Origin of the sequence: Flavobacterium sp. (genome assembly GCF_043722275.1) — a bacterium.
Lineage (GTDB): Bacteria > Bacteroidota > Bacteroidia > Flavobacteriales > Flavobacteriaceae > Flavobacterium.
In genome coordinates, this window is the sequence record NZ_JAYSPC010000037.1 from 32,171 (window position 1) to 51,476 (window position 19,306).

The window sequence follows — 19,306 nt, forward strand, 5'->3', positions numbered from 1 at the left end:
TTTACTACAAATAAGAAAACGTTTTCGTAGAATTTCAATAGTACCTATAATTTTTCCCATAAATTTTAATAAAATCAAGATTCATACCTTATTTTTATTTAATTTGCAGTAAAATTCAATATATTAAACATGGTTTCAATCACACGCCTTTTTGATTTTCCTTATTATCAACAAGAAACTTATAACCTTCAGGTTGCCTTAGCAACTAAAAAAAATGGAGTCTGGGAAAAAACTTCTAGCCAGGAATATATTGCAAAAGCTAATGCTGTTTCAAGGGCATTATTACGAATGGGCGTTCAGAAAGATGATAAAATCGCTTTAATCACTTCAAGTAATCGTACGGAATGGAATATCATGGATATTGGTATTTTACAAACCGGTGCGCAGAATGTGCCTATTTATCCAACAATTTCCGAAGAAGATTACGAATATATATTAAATCATAGCGGTAGTATTTACTGTTTTGTTTCTGATGATGAAGTACTTCAAAAAGTAAATGCAATTAAGGCAAATGTACCAACTTTGAAAGAAGTTTATACTTTTGATGAGATTTCAGGCGCTAAACATTGGTCAGAATTATTGACTTTAGGATCTGATGAAAGCAATCAGGCTGAAGTTGAGGCTAAAAAAGACAGCATTACCGAAGATGATTTAGCTACTATAATATACACATCAGGAACTACAGGAAAACCAAAAGGCGTTATGCTTTCGCACAAAAATATTGTGTCGAATGTTTTAGACAGTGCACCAAGAATTCCGTTTGATGCAGGAAAAAGTACTGCTTTGAGCTTCCTGCCTATTTGCCATATTTTTGAAAGAATGATTTTGTACATCTATCAATATTATGGTGTTTCGGTTTATTTTGGAGAATCAATTGACAAGATCAGTGATAATTTAAAAGAAGTACGACCAACGGTTATTACTGCTGTACCAAGGCTTTTAGAAAAAGTTTACGATAAAATTTATGCAAAAGGAGCTGAATTAACGGGCATCAAGAAAAAATTATTTTTCTGGGCTATTGATTTGGGTTTAAAATATGAACCATACGGAGCGAATGGTTTCTGGTATGAATTTCAGTTAAAAATTGCCAGAAAACTTATTTTCAGTAAATGGAAAGAGGGTTTAGGAGGGAATTTAGAATTACTGGTTTCCGGTAGTGCCGCTTTACAACCTCGTTTAACAAGAGTTTTTGCTGCTGCCGAACTTCCTGTTATGGAAGGTTACGGATTATCTGAGACGTCGCCGGTAATTGCGGTAAACGATCAAAGAAATAAAGGTTTCAAAATTGGAACTGTTGGCAAAATAATTCGTAATGTGGAAGTTAAGATTGCACAAGACGGAGAAATTCTTTGCAAAGGACCAAATGTAATGATGGGTTATTTTAAAGATCCTGAAAAAACTGCCGAAGCTTTACAAGACGGATATTTTCATACAGGAGATATTGGCGAAATTGACAGTGAAGGTTTCCTTAAAATTACAGATCGTAAAAAGGAAATGTTCAAGACTTCTGGAGGAAAATATATTGCGCCTCAATTGATTGAAAATGCAATGAAACAATCTCGTTTTATTGAGCAGATTATGGTAATTGGTGAAGGCGAAAAAATGCCGGCAGCTTTTATTCAGCCTAATTTTGAATTTGTAAAAGAATGGGCAAAAATTCATAAAATAACGTTAGGAAGCACCGATAAGGAAATCAGCGAAAATCCTGATGTTATTAAACGTATCGACGAAGAAGTAGAAGGAATCAATGAAAAATTTGGTCATTGGGAAAAAATCAAACGTTTTGAGCTAACTCCGGATGTCTGGTCTATCAATGGCGGACAACTGACTCCTACTTTGAAACTGAAACGTAAAATTATTAAAGAAATTTACAAAGATCTTTATCTTAAAATATACGATCATAATTAAATCAAAATAATATAACCAACGTAAAACGGCTGCCTTAAAAGGTAGCCGTTTTTTATTTTAATAAAACTTTTACTTCTTCAGTTTCAGTTTATACTTCATCACATCTTTTAGCATTGACTTATTGTTTTTATTAAAGTGCAATAATTCTGAAGCGATGTCCGGCATTTTATCAATTTTATCAGCTGCAATTTCATATGCAATGTTTTTGATCATTTCTTCTAGTCCTTCATATTTTGTAAACTCATGCTTTAATAAATGAAGAAATATTACACTATTTGCCGAAGACATTTCAGCGTTATAGACACTTTTTATTGCACTTGATAATTCATCAGGAGAATGAATGTTTGCAAAGTAATTATTAAGACATTTTCCTGCATCTTTATTTGTTTTCCAGCCTTCTAATAGTAATTCCTGAGCTTCTGTAATATCTCCAATTTTATTTTTATAAACTAAAGAGGCTTTTAAGTATTGAAAATGAGTTTTATAATTATCAATTACTTTATTAAAATATTTATCTGCTTCGGTTTTATTATGTAACATTAGGTATAAATCGCCTACTTTTTCATCCTCATTAAGTTCTTTGTAAAGTTCAATTGCACGTTTATATTCACTGCCTTTTTCATAACATTCGGCTGCTTTTTTATTGTTTTTAAGATACTTTAAATAAAGTGCCGCAGCTTCAGAATAAAACTCTCCTTTTTCCAGAACTTCGGCTGCCTTATGATATTTTTTTAGCAATTTCAAGTAAATATGTGCCGCTTTTTGATAGTCTTTGTTGGCTACGTATTCTTCTGCTAACTTCTCGTATTTATTTTGTAAAGTGATGAATCTGTCAGAATCTATTAATGCTGAACCTCCTAAATTTGAATTACCCGACGATTTACTGTTTTTTAATAAAACTGAAACTATAAAACCAACAATCAATACCAAAGCTATGAATATGAGAAATGGCTTAAATCCAAAATTTGAATTGCCTGAACCACAACTTCTAACTCCAAATATAAAAAAAAGAATAAATGCCCATTTTAATACTGTTATAAAAGAATCATCTCCAGCGGAACCCGAGTTTTTCCTATCAAACAAATCTCCTATTTTTGAAAAAAATGTTTTAAATACATTTTCTGATCCAAAAGAAAATCTACCTGCATTTCCTCCTCTTGAAGTTCCTAATGTATCCAGCGGAATTGCTAATTGCAAAGCTAGTTTTGGATTTTTATCAAGAAATTCTAAGAACTTGTCCATTTCCTTTTGATTTCCTTTCATCAGCTTTTGCATATCAAAAGGCAATTTAGCAATCATTTCTTCTTCTGAAGGTGGATTCTCAATAGATTCAAGAATTTTTTCCTGATCAATTTCAACTCGCATTGAGGTAATGAATAGCGGAATTGAAACTGTTTTTGACGGTTCTGTTATTTCGATTTGTTTTGGTTTCGATAACAAAAATAAATCAGACCAATTTACTTCATCCATCAATTCAACTAAACCTATTTCAGGATGCAAAAAATGATAGTGTTCTGAAAATAATTTATGCCATTCCTCTTCTGTTAATTCTGGGATAAGTGATGAGTTTTCAGGAATAAATAACTTATCTGATGCTAACTGGCAAAAATTATTTTTTCCTGTATCTGCAATTTTAATTTCGGTCTGATTGAAAACTATTAAACACCCAAACAATTCATTTGCGCGAATTCCCGGAACAGGAAATACCTTAATAGAATCTAGCGCTAAACCCATTTTCTGAATTTCATGAAGCCATACTTCTGCAGAGGTACTTTTAATTAAAATACCTCTTTTAGGAAATGTATTTTTCGTATTTATTTTTAATTTAAGCTCCATGATTCACAATATTCATAATAAATGGGTTAAAATATTTTTCTGTAAATCTTTCACAAGTTGTAACGTCTTGTTTGTATTCGTCCGAAATAAAAAACTCATTTCCGGTCCTTTCATCTATTGAAACCATTGTAGATTGCGTATCTAAAACAAAAGGAATATAAAACTTTTCAATTCTTGTATCACTACTTTCAAAAATTAAAATTCCGTCTTTATTTCTAATAGTACTTCCATCTTCAGATTCAAAAACTATTGTTTCTATATAACATACAGCTCCTGTTTCTTCGATTTTTTTTTTCAATTTTTCGGCTGTATCTTTCGTAACATTACTTAGAATCATTCCTAAATTATCATCTATAATAGTTTTAGCCTCTTTTAAATCTTTCTCAGTATTATTTTTAATTACTTTTATCACTTCAAGAGGTGAATTTCCTTTATTTTTTAAAATGAGGTTTACTTTTTCTTTTAATACTATTATACCATCTGGTCTCAATCTATATTTATTTTTTTCAAATTTTAAGTTTCTAAAACAATATTCATTTAAATTCAAGACATCTTTATCTATTACAGCGGTTTCCAATCTTTTAATTGTATTATATTTGATTCTATTTGCTTTATAAGACCTAATAAAATTGGTGCGTTTTTCAAAATAATTATCATATTCTAATTTTATATTCTCTCCTTTTATCTCCTCAATTTCAAAGTCATCATTGATTAACCAAAAATTTATATTATCCGTTAGATAAAAATCACCATTGTATTCAAATGCTAATAGCTTATTTTCCGGAAGCTTACCTTTTTCTATTTTTTTGGTTTTTAATTTATTAGTTTTAAGATTCAGAAAACTAACATTATGCATAGCATCAACAAAATAACAATTCAATAATACTTTTTCTTTATTACTATTAGTTTTTAATGCAAATTCACCTTTACCTACTAAATCAGGATTTGATGTTATTTTTTTTAATGCCTTATTAAACTTATTATCATAAAACATAAATAATGTACGACCTACACACTGATAAAAATCGTTTCCATCCTGAAAAATATTATAATAAAATCTTTCTATTGGATATAATAGCGGTAAACTCTCCTCATATAAACTTTTTGAAGTTTTTATCAATTCCTTATCATTTCTTAGCCATAACTCATCTAACGGCAAAATAATTTGCTGTAGCATTTTTTTGCCTTTATTATGATTTTTATAAACTCCGATATTTTGCATACCAATTGCAAAAACATATTTGATATCATCAAAATAATTACTCATTGCTTTTTGCATTGGAACTATCTTTAAACTTTCTTCTGATGAAAAAATAAAAACTTCCTGATTCTTACTATTGACCTTATTGGCAGTAAAAAATGCATTTAATCCCGCTGAACAATCCAATTTACCACTAAGTTCATTTAAGGCATTAATAACCTCATCAACGTTTTCAACCGAAATTTCTTTGTAATCTTCGCCAACAACATAAACCTGGCATTCAATATCAGTTTTTGGATGTCTGGCAATTGCAATTGCCGAGGCAAAAGCAAGGATTTTAGGATTTCCCCAGTTTTTTAATGTGTTATCGATTAATAAAATGCGTTTGAATTTATCGGCTTCAGGCGGAACTTCACGCTGAATATAAAGCGCTTCATTATTTGCAATTCTGGACATGAAAACATCATCATCATAAGCAAATTCAGAAATTACGAGTTTGTCGAAATCTCCTTTATTGGTCAAATCAGAAATTCCTCCTAGTGGCTGTTCGCTTGGATGATTGTGATGAAGCGGAATATTTAATCCTGACCAAAGTCGTTTTATTAAACTTCCTACATAAAAAGTTTTGTCTTCCTGAATAAGCTGATCAACAAAATTGGTCATATTATCAGATAAGTTCTTTTCTTCTAAAACTTCTTCATTCAATTTATCCTCTAAATCTGCATGAGGAACCCTTTCCATTGCATTTAGTATTGACTGAAGTGTTGGGAATTTCACTTTTAATAAAGCAAGAGTTCTGAAATCTTTTCTAAAAGTGGCATCATTAAATTCCTCTTTATCAGATGCCCGAACTAAATGGTGTCTGTGGTCTTTATATTCTCTAAGAAAATATTTTGCATCTGATGACGAAACTCTGTTATGACATTTATGAAAAATAGTCTCAAACAATTTCAATCTTTTTTCGCCAATTTTATACTCATTTGGCAAATTAGAAAGCATCTTTAAAAAATCGATACTTGCACCAATTCTAAAAGACTGCGACTGCGGAAAAGCGGTTACTATATTCTTGCTTATTGCCAGATTATGAATCATTTCAATAGCTTGCTCACTTTCTGGATTTGTTGCGGTAATGGCTAATAACAAGCTCCCAAACGGTGGAATGCTGTCATCCGAGAGATAATCTAAAATTTCAAAGATGAATTTTTCATAACCAATAGTTTGTCCATTTGGAATTGTTATGGATTCACAGACACTTTCTTCAGAAAATGTCTGATTATCCCATTCCCAGAAATAGTCATCGTATGATTGAAAATATTTTAGAAATTCCATTTTTTATTTTATGAAAAAGTTAGGCGAAATGAGCTAATTGATAGCGGTTTTATATTTTGTTTTGGAATTTGAGAATAGCTGTTATCTTCATTCCAGAGTATTATGTTTTCCTGTGTTGGATTTAATTTTTCCTGAAGCGTTTTTGTCAAAGCAAACCATTCAAAATCGTATCCGGTTGGAATTAAAAAATCATGATTCAGCCAATATGTTTTACCTTTTATTGGCAATAACGGCTTTCCTGTTATCAATATCTTTTCATCAATTACAATCCAGTTTAAAGGCTCAAGCCTGAATTTTGGTGCTTGTTCGATATATGGCTTAAATTCATCAAAATTTACAATCATGGCAAAAGCTTCTTTTACATTTTCAGACGGCTTTAAAACCATTTGTAGTTTTTGATCAATTCCAAAAAAATTATGATTGAAATTAGGCAATGAAACGGGCAGCGCACGTAAAATTGGACTCCATAATAATCCTGAAGGCAACTTTTTTGATGGCAAAATTTTATCCTTCTCAAACAATAAATTCTCCTTTAATTCATATACTTTTTTGTACGGAATTTGCTGAATTTCGGCTGTATTTATTTGTTCTAAAGAAAAGTCCTTTATCCAGATCATATTCGTTACAAAAGCTACTTTTAGCGTATCCCAATGTCTGATTGATCCTAACAAATCTTTGTGTTCTTTTTTAATTTCTAAAAAATACATATTAAATAGTTTGAAGTATTTTTTGCCACAAAGATTCTATATGTTCCTGAATATATTTTTTCTGTTCTGGATCTTTAATCCAGTCGCAGCGTGTTTGAATGTAACGAAGTTTATCCTTAACTACATTTTGTTCCTCGAAAGAAAGACTATCATCCTGCCATTTTTCTATCAGGTAATTTACTTCTTTCATTACACTTTCTGCATCTGGGGTTTTGTTGTACAATGCCTGTGGATGTGCTTCTGCCGAATCATCTTTCTCGATAATTTTATTGATTATTCCTTCCAGAATTTCGATTTGTTCTTCGTTATCCCAAATGTATTTCAAAACCCATAAATCAGATAAAACAGCTTCACTCCTTCCACACATTAATGCACTTGCTGCTATAAGATTTTGAAGTTTTACGGCACGTCTGTCAGATACTTTTATACCCGTATTTCTAAGACTGTGAATAACATCAACATATTGGTTTCTAATGGCATTCAAATCTACTTTACGGCAAAGCTGCTGTAATTTTTTAATTTCATCGGCTGTAATTGTTGGAGCCTCTGTGCTACTATTACTTTCAAATTTCCATCCTGCCAATAATACTCCGTGCAATAAATCCGGTTCAACATAATCACATTTTATCCTGATTAAAAAACGATCCAGCAAAGCATTTAACGATTCATCTTCCGGCAATATATTACTTGCACCAACGAACATAAGTGCAGGTAACTTTTTAGTTTCTTTGCCACGACGGAATATTTTTTCATTAAGCGCCATTAATAAACTGTTCAAAATTGCCGAGTTTGCATTAAATATTTCATCCAGAAATACCATTGAAGCTTCCGGCATCATACCTTCGGTATTGGTAATTAATTCGCCTTCTTTAAGTTTACGAATATCAAATGGTCCAAAAATTTCATTAGGTTCCGTAAATCGGGTTAAAAGATATTCGAAATTTTTACCATCCTCAATTCCATTGGATAAAGCTCTGATAATGGCACTTTTTGCAGTTCCGGGAGGTCCTAATAAAAAAGCATTTTCTCTGGCTAATAATCCAATTCCTAACAAATCAATAATCTCATTTTTTCCAACAAAAGTTTCTTTAATATGCTTTAAAACTATATTTAATTTATCGGTAGCTTTCATTTACTTTTACTTCTATTTATTTATTCGTTTTTATATTTATAGTTCTGCCCAAAATATTTTTTTATAATCACCAAATCCTATTTGCAGTTGTTCTTTTATGAAATTAGATTCAGTAAATTTTATTGCTTTTCTTTCAACGATTCGGTCGATATAAAGTTGTTTCAAACAATCATTTGAATAAAGAATCTCAAAATTTATTTGCTCTAAATCAACATCAAATCCTATTGCCGAATAATGAAACTTAAATAAATATTTTTCCAGAATTACAATAACCAAATCATCGGGATCTATTCGTTTCATTTCCATAATAATTTGTGGTAAAAAACGAAGACAAATATCAGCAGAAAGTAATGCCGATGCACTAATTTCACTATTATAATCAGGCAAAATAACAGCAAGATCGCTAATTTTATGTTCCCTGCATAGTGAAAGCTGCGCTGCCAGATAAACTGTTTTCGATGCCCACAAAGCAGCATTTGGATTAAAGTCCGGAGCAATATTTGGATATTCTAAAATTTCCCTTTCATATTCAGATTCAAGAAACGAAACAGTTTCACTTTCTTCCTCTTTGGCAATAGTTATTAGTTTATCGTATAAAATAATCTGCTCAATGGTTCTGAGATGAAAAATAGTATCTAAAAATGGGGTTTTCGTAGTGCTCATGATGGTAAAATTGTAACCTGTTTAATCTTAATTATTTTCTTTTACGAAAGGCGTGAACAAAACTTTTTATTTAAAATTGTATATTAACAAATATATCATTAAATATGAACTTTGCTAAAATATTATTTTTATTTAGAGAGCCCTTTATAAACTTAATTCTACATAAAAAAGAAACTGCAAATAAAAAATATTGCAGTTTCCTCCTGTAGCTATCACCTCAATAATAATGCTTTGCAACAAGATAATTCTAGTTGTTTAAACACCAATTCAAAATTTTGGCAATGTTCTTTGCATCGTCAATTCCGCGGTGATGCGTTCCTTCCAGCGGAATATTCAGCAAATGCAAAGCACCGTTCATTCCGGTTGGTTTTTGTAAATTTAGTTTCTCTGCTACTAATGTTTTAACATTGATATGCTGATCTCCCATTGGATACTGAATCCCAAATGATTTACATTGTTTTTTAATCATATTGATATCATATTGACCGTAACTTACCCAAGTATATAAATCAGGTTGATATTCATCGACCAATTTTTCAATAGCTTTCTCAAAAGAGATTCCGTTTTTATCCAGTAAATCCTGAGTAATCGTTGTTAATTCTGTACAAAACGGACTTACACTCGATCGTTGGGGCTTTATTAATATGCCTTGATTTTGAGTAATTTCTCCGGTTTGTGCATTTAAAACGGCTAAACCAATTTCAATAATTTCATTTTCCTGACCTTCAGGAATTGTACTTTGCCAACATGTGGCTTCTAAATCGATAATAATAATTTTATCTGTAGTTTTCATTTTTGTTTTTATTATTGGGTTGTTGATATCAACACATAGAATTTGTTTTAGCGTGTATTATAACAAGCCTTTAAGTTTCTATGTATTTAATAAAACTCCCCAGGTTTTATATTAATTTTAAATTTCTCTACTATATAGAGCTTTCAGTTCAGGAATTTCAATCGATCCTGTTTTTTAACCTGTTTCCCTAGAAAAGGTAGCTGCAAAATTTCAGGAAAAGATTTTCTTTTTTAGGATGTCTTATTGACGCTCCATTATTATTTTTCACAAAACGCTGTGTTTCTATGATATCTTTTTCTATTGCAATAATTGGTTTAGGCTTATCAGAATTTTCAAACTGTTTTGCTTCTTCAATTCTATACTTTTCATTAAACTTTTTAAAAGGACGCGGTTGAAAATCTACCATAATCGCAGCCAAATTTATGGCATCGATATTCAATGGATCTGTTTCGCCTTTAAAGAAGGTTTCAATAGGTCGGAACTTATCTTTTTGTTCCTTAAACTTATTCTTTTTTGTATGATCAAAATCTATAGAAAATAAATTTCTAAAAACATTAAGGTCATCCTGAGTTGGGTTATTTTCGAAAATTAACCAACAGAAATCACGTAGTTTTCCACGAGACGGACTATACAAATAATCAAAGTATTCTTGTTCTTTCTCTATCTCATATTTATTTTGGATCGCTTTTTTATATTCTTTTAGTGTATTGTTACGCATGATATTTCTTTTTTAGAAATTCTTGGGAATCTCAGGAAAGAGAAGTATTTCAGGGAATCGTTTACATACTATATCCCTTGAATTTACCTTTTCATTCCATCGTTTAATGAGCTCCACATCTGTTTTTTCTACTAATGCAAACAGACACTCACTAAACCTTATTATATTTATAGGACCAACATATTGGCCTGACATAAAAAATATTTTTTGATTCATTCTTAAATTTTATTTTTTAATTAAATCATCCACATTTACTGCTAATGATTTCTCTTTTTTTACTTCACGAATGTTTCCTTCAATTGAAGTACTACATTCAAATGTTCAAATGACACTGCGCAGTTATTTTGCGCAATACAAAATGTTTCATCTATTTATACAACTTCTAATTCCAGTCGTTTAATTCCAAAGTCTGATTTCCTTAACTTACACATTCGGTTATCTGAAATATGATGAAATACAATTCCCTCAATATCATTTTGGGATAAAAACTTTTCTAAATCGCTAAAGTCAAAACTTACAAATTCAAGCACTTCGCTACCGTGTCTAATTAAAAAGTGCCTTTCTAATTTCTCAGGATTTCCCTGTACTTTAGGTCCGCATAATTCATATGTTCCGTCTGTTTTTGCTTTTAAACGATCAAAACCTTCAAAGAAAAATTTATCCGATGATTTTGAACGATCACATTTTACCCAATGCGGTTGATGTCCGGTTATTGTATCGGCTTCCTGACACGGAATGGCGTTTTCCGGAATTGATCTTCCTTTTTTAGCATCAAATCTTTTAAACAACTCGCCATCAATAATTGCAACAGCTGTACCGTCAAACTTTCTTGTCGCGATTGCTTCGCCATTTATTACCCATGCATTTTCAGCATTTATCTTGTTTATTACTGTTGCTAAATTGTTTGGGTTTTTAGCAAATAATGTACTTATCTTTTTCATTTTTATATTTTTTTAAAATTTGCCGCCAAGTCACAAAAGCACTAAGCTTAATTTTTCTGTTATTTGTTTTTTTATCAATTTCTAGCAAAACCGCAAAGTTTTTTTGCCACAGATTAAAGGATTAAAAAATCTTTGCTCCTTTGTCCCTTTGAACCTCTGCACCTTTCTTCCAGACAAAAAAAAAGCACCCGATTAAAGGTGCTTCATGAGATTCAATATGATATAACTATCCTATTGCCTGTATTCATGCACCTGTATTGTTAAACATCCCAGTTCAAAACCCGAGTTTAGCAATTCTACGTTATATATATTTTTATTAAAATCCATTTTGTGTATTATATTATATATTGAAATCATTGTTGTTGTGTAAATCCGTTTGACAGATTTTCTTATGCAAATATAAAGTCAAAAAAATCAATTATCCAAATCATTTTTTAACTTATTTTACTGATAATCAATTAGTTAAATTTAAAAATAAGTCATAGAAATTCCTGTCCGCATTATAATGCAGATTCTTGATTTTATCAAATAACTGTTATTCACCAGAGTACTTTTCAAGATTATATTTCGATATTGGATTTAATCATTAAACATTTGGTTATTAATTTTTTAATTATTTTAGTCATGGTTTATTTTTTTTATCTTTTTTCTCACATTTTGCGATTCCGAAGTTTGAAGAAAGTTCTTGTAAAACTTTGTTAAACAAAAAAAGCGCCCTATTGAGGACGCTTTTATATATTTATGTTGAGTTTGTAATTACAATTTACATTTCAATTCTTTAAATACATATCACATCCATATCATTTAGCAGGTATAAATACCACTAAACGATCGCTATATTCTTTTGCGGACAGGTTGATATGTATGTTTTTCATTTCCATTTGTAAAGCAAATATAATTGTTTTCTCGAATATTTTAACATTTGTAAAAAATTAATTATGAAATATTATAATTAAATGAGTTTGTTAAAATCGAATGAAACGTTTTACTTAAACGATGCTTTCTATCAAAAATGATATTGATTTTCGCATAATGGTTAATCTGACTTCGAATTTATATAAATGGAATTATTGGGTTATGATTTTAGCAAAAGCACATTTTTACCGTGCTGTTCCTTTTAAAACCGAACGTATTGAGGGCGATTTTATTTAAAACAAAACAATCTTTTCTGGATTAATTTATTTTTGCAACACTAATTTTTTCCAGTGTAACTTTAGCATCGCCGCTTCCGGTCTTCTTGATTATGATTTCAAAATCCTTATCTGACTTCACTAAATCATCTGAAATATAGTAAGAGAAACTCAGTTTAATTCCATCCTCGGCAACTTCGTGTTTTACGTCGATTCCGTGATCATGAGCAACTCCAAAGAAAGTCATTGCGCCTACATATTGATCCGGTTTTCCGGGATAACGAAGGTAAACTGTATAAAAATCCTTTGGTTCTTTGTAAACCACAACATCCAGATTTAATACTATTTTAGAGTTTACTTCGGCAGTAAAAACTTTATTGGTACTTTTTGCTAATGTACTTGTAACTTTATGGGCAAAAGGAGTTGCGCTAAGAGTTTTACCTACTTTTTGTTCCCAGATAACTTTTTCTTTTGAATCCTGAAATGAAATTTCATTTTTGGTTTTCACTTCGTTAGCCGCCAAAACCGGAGTTTTAGATCCGTAAAGTAAATTATCATATTTATAATCTAAATTGAAAACAATTTTATAAACCTCTTCCATTGTATAGGTTTTATGTTCACCATTTGGCGTTATAAATTCATATGTCCACGGATTCGCTTTTAGTTCCTCTAATGTTGGACGCTGACCGTAAGCCGAAACATCCCAGGATTCCCAGATACGGTCAATCATGCTGTGATGTACCCAAAAAATAGGATCAAATCCAGCCGAAGGAACATTTGCCATTAAGCCAGAATAATCCTTTAATTGATAGATATTATTATAGTAGCTTTCAGTCGGTTCTGCATATTCTCCTCCTATTAAATCGTGCATAAAACCGTGAGGCGCAATTTCAAGATTTTTACTAAATCCAGCCGATCCTGCAAACGACGGATTTGTTTTTAACTCACCAAGTGCTAATTGGATGTCGTTAACACGTTCAGCAGGAATGGGTTTTCCATCGTTAAGAACGCTATATCTTGCCGCTACATATAGAGAACCGGATTTATCCCTAGCTCCTTTTGCCATAACATTATCAGCTTCTTCCTTGCTTCCATAATTCCAATACGGAATTGCAAAATCTTGTTTCCCTGATAACTCTCTAACAATTTTTTCTAAATACCAAATGTACATTCTGTGCCATAAAAGAAAATTTAAAGATGCAGCGTCAGAGTTTTTCTTGTGCGTACAATCGCCCCACGCCCAAAGTTTATCCTTGCTGGTTTGATACTTGGCACAAAGTTCATTGGGACCGTTAATTAAATCCGGAATATTATGCATGGCTCCCTGATAATACCAGCCAAGACCGTTCTCACAACCCATATCGCGCATTTTTTTAAAAGCAACATTCATGGCTTCAAGATTTGCCTGACCTTGCGGTGTATTAACATTATACCGCGTATATTTCGCATTGGGATTATCCTGAGCAAAGGAATAGAGCGAAATCAAAATAATAAACAGATTAGTAATTTTTTTCATTTTGTTTGTTTTTGGGTGAATATAAAATTGGTTATTTCCTTAAAGCACATCGACTTCAAAGGTTAAAATTTTAGCATAATCCGGGTTTGCTTTATCATAGATTTTAAACTTTACAATGCCGTTTCCTATTTTGTTTTCGGGAATTACATGAATGGCGATAAATCCTTGCTGATCAGCATTTAGCTTATTAAAAACCGAACCTTTTGGAATCCCAATCTGGCACGCTCCGTGCTGGCACATCGAACAATCCCACTCTTTAGGAAACGTGTTTGAAACGGTTTCCCAAACGAGATAAATAGGTTTATTTGAAATGTTTTCGACTTTGATTTTAGAAATATCGAGTCGTTTATTTTTTAATAAACTTTCCTTATTTTTGGCGTTTCCTACTATAGAAAATGTGGGTTTGCTTTGCGCAAAAGAGTACGAAAACGAAAGAAGAACAATAAAAGTGAGTAATATTTTTTTCATAATTGTTTGTTTAATTTTAATAGAAAACCGGAATATTGGCTTGATAAATTATTTTGTTTGAAACAGGATTTATAAAATGATATACAATAGAATCCTTATCGTTTGTATTTTCTAAAAAAGCAAGTATTTCCAGGCATTCGCCGGAATTTAGCCGAACTTTATTTCCTTGAGATAGTACTTTTATAGAAGTTTCATTTCCTGAAATTAACTCAAGTTTAGTTTCAGGCGGAAACTGTATTTCATGAACGTATAATCCCGAATTTACCAAACGGAGAAAAACCGCTTCTTTTTTATTATCCAGAGATTGTAAACCTTTGATATTGATTGTTGTTTTGCCATTAATCAAAAAGTAATCAGGCTTGTAATCAGGAAGAATCAGCGGTTTATTTTCGGCATCATATTCTGTTCCCATAATAGCATTTGTGTGCCATTTAGTATCAATTTCGTTGCTGCACCATAAAACCTCAGCCAAAGATTTAGGCGCAGCATCAGTTTGTTTTGGGCGAATAATTATTAATCCAAACATTCCTGCCTGAAGATTAAACGGGTAATTTTCAGGACTATAATAAAGATAGGTTCCTGCTTTTTTTGCCTGAAACGAATAAAAACCATGTTCCATATGATGAATGGCTTCTTTGGTTTTCATTACTTCGTTATCTTTATTGCGTTGCCGGAATTCGATTTCTTTACAAAACAATGAAACAGGATTTCCTTGCGAAATATTCCAGAAGTCAATATTCAGGCTATCACCTTGCTTAACCTGAATATCTGATCCCGGAAATGTTACTTGTGCCGAAAGTGAATTGGTGAAACCAAATGTTCTTATTTCCAAATTTTTCCTGATGGATAACTTTCCTGTTGTTCTGCCAATAATTAATTTTTCATTTTGAGAAAACGAAAATGTAATAATGAATAAAAACAAAAACCCAAGTAATATTTTATTCCATTTTTTCATTTCTAAACTCAAATAAATATTGATTATCAATTGTTTGATAATTCAAAATTAGAGTTATTTACAGGTTAAAAATAGCGTATAAATACCTGATTTTGTAGTAAAAATCTCTATTTAAGAATAATAGATTTATCCAAAGTTTACAATAAAAACAAAAATTAAAACAATTAATTAAGTAAGAAAAGACGTATATTTGATGCTTAACAAAACAACGTGTAAATTATTTTACCAAATAAATCTTGTTTTTTATCAATCAGTATTTTTTAAAATAATTTAAATATCTTTGAATTATGAGCACAGCAACAAAACCAAAACACATTGGCAGAAATATAAGCCGAATTAGAGAGCTTCGCGGAATGAAACAAGAAGCACTTGCAGAAGCTATTGGCTTAAGCCAGCAAACGGTTTCTAGTATTGAAACCAGCGAAACTGTCGATTTCGAAAAACTTGTACAAATTGCAAAAGTATTGGGGGTTACAGTAGAAGCAATTGAAAATTTTACAGAAGAATCAGTTTTTAATTATTTTAATAACTTTTACGATAATAGTAGTGCTGGAAATGGATCATTCAATAATCATCCAAGTAATTGTACTTTCAATGCTCTTGATAAAGTTATTGAACTTTACGAACGTTTGGTTCAAGTTGAAAGAGAAAAGGTTGAATTTATGGAAAAATTGATGAAAGGGAAATAATATTCTTGATAAGATTTATTATATATAAAATGCGCAATGAGAATTGCGCATTTTTTTTTGTTATTATTGAGAATTATATTAGCCCTAATTGTTTTGCTATATCTTTTTTGTATTTAGCAAAAGGCTCATTTTTTTCGTCCTCATTAAATATTGAAGTCCCAAAAAGATCCTTCTTAATTGCTTCTTCATCCTTAGCAATCCCCTTTTGTATAAACAAATCTGAAAGTTCCTTTATCTGAGAATCAGAATAAATTTTACGTTTATTAATCATTTTCAAGGCTTCATTTTTATGAAAATCATATCGTCCTTCTAATTTAAAAAAATCAATAAAACTATAATTACCAATCATTTTAGAACAATTTTCCAACTTTATTTCAAAATCATTATTTGAAATAACTTTTTTTAATTTTTCTTCCAAATTTTGCCCAGAAATATTAAAATATAAATTAAAAAATAATTCGTTATCCACTTGGTAAAATTTACTACTTGGAGACAAACTAAATAATTCTTTATCAAATTTAAATGTTTTCTTTCCTTTAAATTTCGTATTACACGGAGAGCAACAAGGAACCAAGTTAAATAATGAGATAGAAAGATAAGGGAATTTTTCTTTCGGAAAAAAATGATCTAAAGTAAAGTGATTTTTATTTTCCCCTTTAGAAACAAATGAATTTATAAAATCAATATTACAGTAATAACATGTCTTTAAGTTTATGATATCGCTTTTCGACATAAAAAAATTAGAAATTTTTTTTCTGATAGAATCAACTTCGTAAACAATAGAATTTGATTCTGACAAAATTGAATTCCATTCATTTTTCATATCATTAAGTATTTTAGTTTTTATTTTACTATCAGATAAAAAAACAGGTAATATATTATCATTTAATCTACTTTCAAATAAATAATCAATATACTGTTCATTACCAATATTCTTCATTTTGACCTTATCTTTAAATTCATTACAAAACTCATTTTCAAATAATCTTACAAGCTCTATTAACTCATCAAAATCAGCAGTAATAAGCTTTTCTAAATCCAAAGTTCCCCCTTTAAACTTGATCCTTTTTAATACTTTGTTAATTTTAGTAACTTTAGTTTGAGATAGTTTTATTTCATTTACATTCTTGTTTTTTGTAACAATTGAATAATAATACTCTTCAACAAATTTGTCTGGATATTCAATCTTTATCATTTACTTAATTTTCTTTTAATACTTTCTAATTCTAATTCTAGACTTTCTTTTCTTTTCATCAAGTAACTTTCATATTCTATTTTTTTATTTATTCCAAGAATATCTTCAATTTCATCTATATGATTTTTCAAAATTCTAGTAATATAATCCTCTCCTATCATTTCAATAATCTTGGAATAATTAAATTTTCCCTTATTATATCTTTCAATTAAACTTAATTTATCTTCTCCATTTGCAATTTTCACTTCTTGACAAAATTTTAGAATTTCTCCAATCTTAAAAACGGCAAAAGCTCCTTTTGTACTTTCCATAAAGAAACCATCTGTCAATAGTTCATGAATATTTGAAGCAAACGTTTTTTGATCATTTTTTTGTGGCAAAGCATATTTTTTTAAGTCATTATTACCTTCAGATATACTCTTAACATTTAAAAATAAAATATTATTATTAGGAATATCTGACAAAATAAATGGCGAATGTGTTATAAAAATTATATTTAATTTAAAACTTCCAGTTAATTTTGATATGTTTTCTAATAAATCAAATATGATTGTCCGTTGCATTTCAGGATGAAAATACATTTCTAATTCATCAAATATAATATTATAATTAGTATATTTTATTGTGTCCAGTTTATCTTCCTTACTCGTTTTTAATTTTAAATTAGTTTTAATTGGATGAACCGACATTAAATTCCTTAGATGATAAATTATTGTAGAAAAGGCATATACTTTTTGTTTTTCTCCCGAACTTAATTGATTAAAATTGCCATTATTGTTTGAAAAATTAATATCCACATTAAAAAATGAAGGTGGTAAAAAATATATTAATTCAAATTTAAAAGGTTCTGAATAAATAAATTTTAGAGACCTATTTTTTTGATTAATTTTTGATTTAAATTTTTTTTGCTTAAGCAAAAAATCTTCTCTTATTAACAAATTAATTTTTTTATGTATAGATTCAGATAATTTATCAATTGGAACAATAGCACCATTTTCGAATAACTTCCTATAATTAACATCATATAATTTATAGTAAAAAAAATGAATAGCTTGTCTAACTTTAAAAACAATATGACTCGAATCATTTACCAATTTAATTAAAAAATTTTCTAATGTCTTTTCATAGTTTTGGTTAGGAACTCTCTTAAAAACACTTTTAAACTCTTTGTAATTAATATATTTCTCAGTTATATTATATATCTTATTTAAAATATATTCAATAGTCAATTTATCTATGTCCGACAAGGTTTCATAATCAATATTAACTATATCTTTATCACTATAAAAAAAAACATTCAATATTTTCTTCAACATTAAATCTCTAAATCTTCTAGAAAAATCTAAATTAATAGCTTTATCATTAATTGTTAAAATGTAATCAAAAGTAGAAACTGCGTCTAACTCACTTTTGTCTAAAACTTTAAATTTTGAAAAATTTATACTTAAAGTTAAATCTTCCGTAGTTTTATTATTTACTAAATTACGAAGGCTTTTTTCAGGCTCATTTGTATTAATTGGCTGTAAAATATTACTTAATATTCTAGCTTTAGTTAAATATGTTTCCGTATTAACATTAATATTACCTTCAGTTCGCATAGGATTTAAAACTATTGGTGTTTGATAGCCATCATTCTTATGAAAAATAGATTGCAACCAAAATCCAAAATCATTTGAATTTAATCCATAAAAAGAATAGTTTATTATTATGGAGTAGAAAAAATTTTCAGAAATAAATTCTCTATCAAGTATATTCCTATGTGCTTTATTCTTTTCAAACTTTTTACTTAAATTATTATAATCAAATTTAACAATTGAAATTTTTTCACTTTTTTTAATTTTTATAATTGATTTATTGTGAACATAAAATAATTCAATTTTCATGCCTATCAACTCTTTAAGACTGTCTTCAAATCGAGCTATCTCATAATCAATCTGATCTTTAAATTTCTTTATTTCTGTTTTTTTATACCTAGCATAAATATGATTTTTTATAAATTCATCTTTTTTTATAAATCCTAATTTTTGATCAAATGATAAACAAAAGATAAATGCATATAATAATTCAACAATACTACTTTTTCCACTACCATTTTTACCCACAATAGCAGAAATACTTATCCGTT

16 protein-coding genes are annotated in these 19,306 nt (G+C 29.7%); 3 read left to right on the plus strand and 13 right to left on the minus strand.

Going from position 1 to position 19,306, the window contains the following annotated elements:
• Positions 1-129: 129 nt before the first annotated feature.
• Positions 130-1,908, plus strand: coding sequence for an AMP-dependent synthetase/ligase (locus ACHZDT_RS04810; RefSeq protein ID WP_394773509.1), 1,779 nt, complete (start codon positions 130-132; stop codon positions 1,906-1,908).
• 69 nt (positions 1,909-1,977) lie between these two features.
• Here the strand turns inward: ACHZDT_RS04810 and ACHZDT_RS04815 are convergent, their stop codons facing one another.
• The 8 genes from ACHZDT_RS04815 to ACHZDT_RS04850 all read right to left on the minus strand — a co-directional run bounded on the left by ACHZDT_RS04815 (position 1,978) and on the right by ACHZDT_RS04850 (position 11,228).
• On the minus strand, positions 1,978-3,744 hold the full coding sequence (locus ACHZDT_RS04815; protein ID WP_394773510.1) for a hypothetical protein: 1,767 nt from the start codon (positions 3,742-3,744) through the stop codon (positions 1,978-1,980).
• The gene (locus ACHZDT_RS04820) at positions 3,734-6,274 is read right to left on the minus strand and encodes a ribosomal protein L7/L12 (protein ID WP_394773511.1); all 2,541 of its coding nucleotides are present in this window, start codon (positions 6,272-6,274) and stop codon (positions 3,734-3,736) included. The genes ACHZDT_RS04815 and ACHZDT_RS04820 overlap by 11 nt, the downstream gene beginning before the upstream one ends.
• Before the next feature lie 8 nt (positions 6,275-6,282).
• Positions 6,283-6,981 carry a hypothetical protein gene (locus tag ACHZDT_RS04825; RefSeq protein WP_394773512.1) on the minus strand — a complete coding sequence of 233 codons (699 nt, stop codon included), beginning with the start codon at positions 6,979-6,981 and terminating at the stop codon, positions 6,283-6,285.
• Between the two features lies 1 nt (position 6,982).
• Positions 6,983-8,113, minus strand: coding sequence for an AAA family ATPase (locus ACHZDT_RS04830; RefSeq protein WP_394773513.1), 1,131 nt, complete (start codon positions 8,111-8,113; stop codon positions 6,983-6,985).
• 36 nt (positions 8,114-8,149) lie between these two features.
• Positions 8,150-8,776 carry a hypothetical protein gene (locus ACHZDT_RS04835; RefSeq protein ID WP_394773514.1) on the minus strand — a complete coding sequence of 209 codons (627 nt, stop codon included), beginning with the start codon at positions 8,774-8,776 and terminating at the stop codon, positions 8,150-8,152.
• A gap of 247 nt (positions 8,777-9,023) precedes the next feature.
• A complete protein-coding gene (locus ACHZDT_RS04840) occupies positions 9,024-9,569 on the minus strand; it encodes an exonuclease domain-containing protein (protein WP_394773515.1) in 546 nt (181 codons plus the stop codon).
• Between the two features lie 187 nt (positions 9,570-9,756).
• A complete protein-coding gene (locus tag ACHZDT_RS04845) occupies positions 9,757-10,287 on the minus strand; it encodes a hypothetical protein (protein WP_394773516.1) in 531 nt (176 codons plus the stop codon).
• 371 nt (positions 10,288-10,658) lie between these two features.
• A complete protein-coding gene (locus ACHZDT_RS04850) occupies positions 10,659-11,228 on the minus strand; it encodes a hypothetical protein (protein ID WP_394773517.1) in 570 nt (189 codons plus the stop codon).
• 996 nt (positions 11,229-12,224) lie between these two features.
• Between ACHZDT_RS04850 and ACHZDT_RS04855 the strand changes: the two genes are divergently transcribed.
• Positions 12,225-12,380, plus strand: a complete 156-nt coding sequence (locus tag ACHZDT_RS04855) for a hypothetical protein (protein ID WP_394773518.1) — start codon at positions 12,225-12,227, stop codon at positions 12,378-12,380.
• A 21-nt stretch (positions 12,381-12,401) separates the two neighbouring features.
• Here the strand turns inward: ACHZDT_RS04855 and ACHZDT_RS04860 are convergent, their stop codons facing one another.
• From ACHZDT_RS04860 to ACHZDT_RS04870, 3 genes are read right to left on the minus strand one after another with little or no spacing between them, the layout of a single operon-like run.
• On the minus strand, positions 12,402-13,874 hold the full coding sequence (locus ACHZDT_RS04860; protein WP_394773519.1) for a tyrosinase family protein: 1,473 nt from the start codon (positions 13,872-13,874) through the stop codon (positions 12,402-12,404).
• A gap of 39 nt (positions 13,875-13,913) precedes the next feature.
• The gene (locus tag ACHZDT_RS04865; protein ID WP_394773520.1) at positions 13,914-14,342 is read right to left on the minus strand and encodes a hypothetical protein; all 429 of its coding nucleotides are present in this window, start codon (positions 14,340-14,342) and stop codon (positions 13,914-13,916) included.
• 16 nt (positions 14,343-14,358) lie between these two features.
• Positions 14,359-15,297, minus strand: coding sequence for a multicopper oxidase domain-containing protein (locus tag ACHZDT_RS04870; protein WP_394773521.1), 939 nt, complete (start codon positions 15,295-15,297; stop codon positions 14,359-14,361).
• A gap of 287 nt (positions 15,298-15,584) precedes the next feature.
• On the opposite strand from ACHZDT_RS04870, the gene ACHZDT_RS04875 reads away from it, so the two are divergent.
• Complete coding sequence (locus ACHZDT_RS04875) at positions 15,585-15,986, plus strand: helix-turn-helix domain-containing protein (protein ID WP_394773522.1); 402 nt, start codon at positions 15,585-15,587, stop codon at positions 15,984-15,986.
• A gap of 73 nt (positions 15,987-16,059) precedes the next feature.
• Here the strand turns inward: ACHZDT_RS04875 and ACHZDT_RS04880 are convergent, their stop codons facing one another.
• Entirely contained in the window at positions 16,060-17,181 is a 1,122-nt protein-coding gene (locus ACHZDT_RS04880) for an HNH endonuclease (protein ID WP_394773523.1), read from the minus strand.
• Positions 17,178-19,306, minus strand: a 2,129-nt coding sequence (locus tag ACHZDT_RS04885) for a hypothetical protein (protein WP_394773524.1), incomplete at its 5' end; no start/stop codon positions are given. The genes ACHZDT_RS04880 and ACHZDT_RS04885, both read right to left, overlap by 4 nt.